General features: G+C 64.3%; 5 protein-coding genes. All 5 read left to right on the forward strand.

Annotated elements, in window-relative coordinates; translation table 11 throughout:
- Window positions 1-409: transketolase C-terminal domain-containing protein (locus WEA77_RS05340; protein ID WP_368066834.1), on the forward strand; the 409-nt coding region annotated here is incomplete at its 5' end.
- A complete protein-coding gene (locus WEA77_RS05345; RefSeq protein WP_368066835.1) occupies window positions 409-1,752 on the forward strand; it encodes a pyruvate dehydrogenase complex dihydrolipoamide acetyltransferase in 1,344 nt (447 codons plus the stop codon). The genes WEA77_RS05340 and WEA77_RS05345, both read left to right, overlap by 1 nt.
- A 15-nt stretch (window positions 1,753-1,767) precedes the next feature.
- Complete coding sequence (lpdA, locus tag WEA77_RS05350) at window positions 1,768-3,183, forward strand: dihydrolipoyl dehydrogenase (RefSeq protein WP_368066836.1); 1,416 nt, start codon at window positions 1,768-1,770, stop codon at window positions 3,181-3,183.
- A 4-nt stretch (window positions 3,184-3,187) separates the two neighbouring features.
- A complete protein-coding gene (locus WEA77_RS05355) occupies window positions 3,188-4,396 on the forward strand; it encodes an Nramp family divalent metal transporter (protein WP_368066837.1) in 1,209 nt (402 codons plus the stop codon).
- Window positions 4,393-5,140, forward strand: a 748-nt coding sequence (pxpA, locus tag WEA77_RS05360) for a 5-oxoprolinase subunit PxpA (protein ID WP_368066838.1), incomplete at its 3' end; no start/stop codon positions are given. The genes WEA77_RS05355 and pxpA, both read left to right, overlap by 4 nt.

The following is a 5,140-nucleotide window of genomic DNA, read 5'->3' on the forward strand; positions in this document are numbered from 1 at the left end:
CGGCAAGGCCCTGGTGCGGCGCGAAGGCACGGATGTGACGCTGGTGGCGCATTCCCGAATGGTCGGCTTCGCGCTTCAGGCCGCCGAACGCCTCGCAGCGGACGGCATCAGCGCGGAGGTGATCGACCTGCGCACGCTGCGCCCGCTGGATACTGACACTGTGGTCGAAAGCGTCAAGAAAACCAGCCGCCTCGTCTGCTGCGAAGAGGGCTGGCGCTATTTCGGTGTCGGCGCGGAAATAGCGGCAACGGTCGTGGCGGAAGCCTTCGACTATCTCGACGCGCCACCTGCGCGGGTCCACCAGAAAGACGTGCCGCTGCCTTACGCGGCAAACCTTGAAGCCCTGAGCCTTCCGAATGCGGACGATATCGTCGCGGCGGCGAAGAAGGTCTGTGAAGGAGGTCTCTGATGCCCGTCAACATCACTATGCCTGCGCTGAGCCCCACGATGGAAGAGGGCACGCTGGCAAAATGGCTGGTCAAGGAAGGTGACGAGATCAAGTCCGGTATGATCATCGCCGAGATCGAGACCGACAAGGCGACTATGGAAGTTGAAGCCGTCGATGAAGGCACGATCGGCGCGATCATGGTGCCGGCCGGCACTGAAGGCGTAAAGGTCAATGCGGTGATCGCGGTGCTGCTGGAAGAGGGCGAAATCGCGAGCGACGTTAAGGCGCCAGCGGCGGCCCCAGCGAAGGCGCAAGCAGCGCCTGCAAAAGCTGAAGCGTCCAAACCTGCCTCGCCTCCACCTGCGTCCACCCTCGCGCAGGCGGGGGCCTCCACCGAAAAGAGCGCTTCCGCCGCACCCGGTCCCCGTCTTCGCGGTGATGAGCGGATTTCGAGCGGCGCGCGCATCATAGCCTCGCCCCTTGCCAAACGCATCGCCGCCAACAAGGGTATCGATCTGAAAGCCCTCAAAGGCTCCGGTCCGCATGGCCGGATCATTCGCCGCGATGTCGAGAACGCAAAACCCGGCGCAGCCGAGCCCGCCCATGGCGGCGTGCCGATGCCGGCAGACGGTCTCATTCTGCCGCAAATCCTGGACGACCGCATCTACGCGCCGGACACCTACGAGTTGAAGCCGCTCGACGGCATGCGCAAGACAGTGGCCAAGCGCCTGACGCAGAGTTTCATGCAGGTGCCGCACTTCCCGCTGAACATCGACATCACGCTCGACAACCTGCTGGAAAGCCGCGCCGCCATCAACGCTGCCGCGCCGAAGGATGTTAAGATCTCGGTCAACGATCTGCTGATCAAGGCGGCCGCGCTTGCGCTGCTAGACGAACCGGACTGCAATGCATCGTACACGGACAAAGGCATCGCCTATCACAAGCATGCCAACATCTCGGTCGCCGTGGCGGTAGAGGGCGGGCTCATCACGCCGGTGATCTTCAAGGCGGAAGGCAAGGGCCTTGCTGAAATCTCTGAAGAGATGAAAGACCTCGCCGCCCGCGCCCGCGATCGCAAGCTGAAGCCGCAGGAATACATGGGCGGCACGTTCTCGATCTCGAACCTCGGCATGTTCGCCATCAAGTCCTTCGCCTCGATTATCAATCCGCCGGAGGGCATGATCCTCTCGGTCGGCGCGGGCGAGAAGCGCGCAGTCGTGGACGACAGCGGCGCCATAGTCGCCCGCACCGTGATGACCGTCACGCTGACCTGCGACCACCGCGTTATCGGCGGCGCGGAGGGCGCGAAGTGGCTCGCGGCGTTCAGGCGCTATGTCGAAACGCCGCAAGCGATGCTTCTCTAGGCCGGAAGGAAAGCCATGAGCACCCAATACGATCTCATCGTCATCGGCTCCGGCCCCGGCGGCTATGTCGCGGCGATCCGCGCCAGCCAGCTCGGTATGAAAGCGGCCATTGTTGAGCGCGAGAGCCTTGGCGGCATCTGTCTCAACTGGGGCTGCATCCCTACGAAAGCGCTGCTGCGCTCGGCGGAAGTGCTGCACCTCGCAAAGCACGCCAAATCCTTCGGCCTGAAGATCGAGAACCCGTCCTTTGATCTGGAAGCGGTTGTGAAACGCTCGCGCGGTGTCGCTTCCCAGCTTTCGAACGGCGTCAAGTTCCTGATGAAGAAGAACAAGATCGATGTGATCGAAGGCACGGCGCGCCTCGAGAAGGCCGCGCCCGCGCCAAAGGTGATCGTCAAGGGCAGGGATGGCATGGATACGCCGTACACGGCCAAACATGTTATGCTCGCCACCGGCGCCCGCGCCCGCGACATTCCGCAGGCAGGCCTCGTCGCCGATGGCAAGCTGATCTGGACCTACCGCGAGGCGATGACGCCGGATGTGATGCCGAAACGCCTGCTGGTTGTCGGCTCCGGTGCCATCGGCATCGAGTTTGCGAGTTTCTATAACGAACTCGGCAGCGAAGTGACGGTCGTCGAAGTTATGGACCGCATCCTGCCGGTGGAAGACGCGGAAATTTCCGCCCTCGCCGAGAAGGATTTCAGGAAGCAGGGCTTCAACATCCTGACCGGCGCCAAGGTCGAGAACGCCAAGTCCGGAAAGAATGTCGTCACTGCCGACATCACGACCAGGGACGGCAAGAAGGAAACGAAGGAATTCGACCGCGCCATCCTGGCCGTCGGTATCGTTGGCAATGTCGAGGATCTTGGCCTCGAGGGGCTCGGCGTGAAGATCGACAGGACGCATGTCACTGTGGACGGCTTTGGCCGCACCGGCGTGCCGGGCCTCTATGCCATCGGCGATCTTACCGGCCCGCCCTGGCTCGCGCACAAGGCAAGCCATGAAGGCGTCATGTGCGTGGAAGGCATCGCAGGCAAGAACAAGGCTGAGCCCTTCGATGCGTCAAACGTGCCGGGCTGCACCTACTCGCACCCGCAGGTTGCCAGTGTCGGCCTCACGGAAGCTGCCGCCAGGGCCAGGGGCTACGACATCAAGGTCGGCCGTTTCCCGTTCATCGGCAATGGCAAGGCCATTGCCATGGGCGCGGAGCAGGGCCTCGTGAAGACGATCTTCGACAAGAAAACCGGCGAACTCCTCGGCGCCCACATGATCGGCGCGGAGGTGACCGAGCTGATCCAGGGCTACGTCATTGCGCGCCAGGGCGAACTCACCGAGCAGGACCTGATCCACACGGTCTTCGCCCACCCGACGATTTCCGAGACGATGCACGAAGCAGTGCTCGACGCCGAAGGCCGCGCGCTGCATATCTAGGCGTATGAAGCTTCCCTTAGGTCCTGGCGCGCTCGTCACTGCAGCTTTCATCGGGCCAGGGACGGTCACCGCCTGTACGCTGGCCGGGGCGAACTTCGGATACGCACTCCTCTGGGCGCTGGTCTTCGCAACGTTTGCGACGGTCATCCTGCAGGAAATGTCGGCGCGGCTCGGCGTCGTGACCGGGAAGGGTCTTGGCGAAGCGTTGATGGCAGGGGCCGGCAATCCGGCCCTGAAATTCGCGGTGGCCGGATTGGTGGTCGTTGCGCTGGCGATGGGGAACGCGGCCTATCAGGCGGGCAATCTCACCGGCGCGGCGCTGGGCGGCGAAGCGATTTTCGGCCTGGCCGGGCCCAACCGGAACATGTGGGTCATCGGACTGGCCATCCTTGCGGCGGCCTTCCTGCTGACCGGCAGTTACAAGCTGCTCGAGCGGGCATTGATCGCACTGGTCACCGTGATGAGCCTCGCCTTTGCCGGCAGTGTACTGATCACCCGGCCGGACTTCGGCCAGCTATTGCAGGGGCTCGTGCCCAGTGTGCCGGAGGGCGGCCTGTTCACGGCTATCGCGTTGATCGGCACCACGATCGTGCCCTACAACCTCTTCCTCCACGCATCGGCTTCCCGCGAACGTTGGGCCGGCAAGGGAGACGCGGGCCTGCAGGAAGCGCGGATGGATACACGCGTCTCGGTGGGGCTCGGCGGCCTGATCTCGATCTTCATTCTCGTGACCGCCGCGGCGAGCCTCTTTTCATCTGGCCTTGTCATCCGGTCCGGCGCCGATCTGGCGCAGGCCATCGAGCCGGCTTACGGGCCGGCGGCGCGATATCTGGTCGGGATCGGCCTGCTGGCGGCGGGCCTCAGTTCCGCCATCACGGCGCCGATGGCCGCGGCCTATGCGGTATGCGAACTGTCCGGCAGGCCGCCGCGCGGCTCGCTGTTTCGCGTCGTTGCCCTGCTGGTTCTGACGATCGGCGCGCTGATCGCCGGCGCTGGATACAATCCGCTCACGGTCATTCTTACAGCGCAGGTCGCCAACGGAATCCTGCTGCCCGTCGTGGCCACTTTCCTGCTCATCGCGATGAACCGGCGCAGCCTGCTGGGCGGTCATGTGAACTCACCTCTGCAGAACCTCCTCGCCAGCGGGGTGCTTCTGGTCACCTTCGGGCTCGGCACCCGGCTCATCCTGCGGGCGGCGGGGGTTTGGCCATGAACACGTCACTCTGCCTGAATGCGGATCTTGGCGAACTGACGGGCGCTGAAGGCCGGGCGCTTGACGCAGCGATGCTGGAAATCGTTACGCGTTGCAATATCGCTTGCGGCGGTCATGCGGGTGACGCAGAGACCATGCGGCAGACCATCAGAACGGCGAAGGAACACGGCGTACAGATCGGCGCGCATCCTTCCTATCCGGACATTGAAAATTTTGGCCGGCGCAGCCTCGCAATCGATCCGGCAGAGCTTGCAGCCTCTCTTGATGCGCAGACGCAGCTTCTGCTGGACATCGCAGAAGAGGAGGGGGCCAGGGTTGTGCACCTGAAGCCCCACGGCGCGCTCTACAATGATGCCGCCAGGGATGCGGGGCTCGCGCAACTGATTGCCGGCGTCGCCGCGCGCGCTGGGATAGGCGAAATGATCGGTCCGCCGCATTCTGAACTCGGGCAGGCCGCGCGATCCGCCGGCATCCGGTTTCTTGCAGAGGGGTTTGCGGACAGGTCATACGAAACGGACGGCGCGCTCACGCCGCGCAACATTCCCGGCGCCGTGCTTGAGGACACAGACGCAGTCCTGGCGCAGGCGCTGGCGTTTGCCCGGGAAGGCCGGGTGGCGGTGCGCGCGGGCGGCCACATTGCGCTGCGCGTCCAGACACTCTGTCTGCACAGCGACACGCCCGGCGCCGCCGAACATGCCCACGTGATCCAGGCCGGCCTCCGGCAGGCAGGCATCGCGGTGCGCT

Source organism: Hyphomonas sp. (assembly GCF_040882205.1).
Taxonomy (GTDB): domain Bacteria; phylum Pseudomonadota; class Alphaproteobacteria; order Caulobacterales; family Hyphomonadaceae; genus Hyphomonas.

Excerpts from the sequence above, each read along its gene's own strand:
- WEA77_RS05345 (WP_368066835.1), top strand. The coding sequence starts at position 409 with ATGCCCGTCAACATCACTATGCCTGCGCTGAGCCCCACGATGGAAGAG.
- lpdA (WP_368066836.1), top strand. The coding sequence starts at position 1,768 with ATGAGCACCCAATACGATCTCATCGTCATCGGCTCCGGCCCCGGCGGC.
- WEA77_RS05355 (WP_368066837.1), top strand. The coding sequence starts at position 3,188 with ATGAAGCTTCCCTTAGGTCCTGGCGCGCTCGTCACTGCAGCTTTCATC.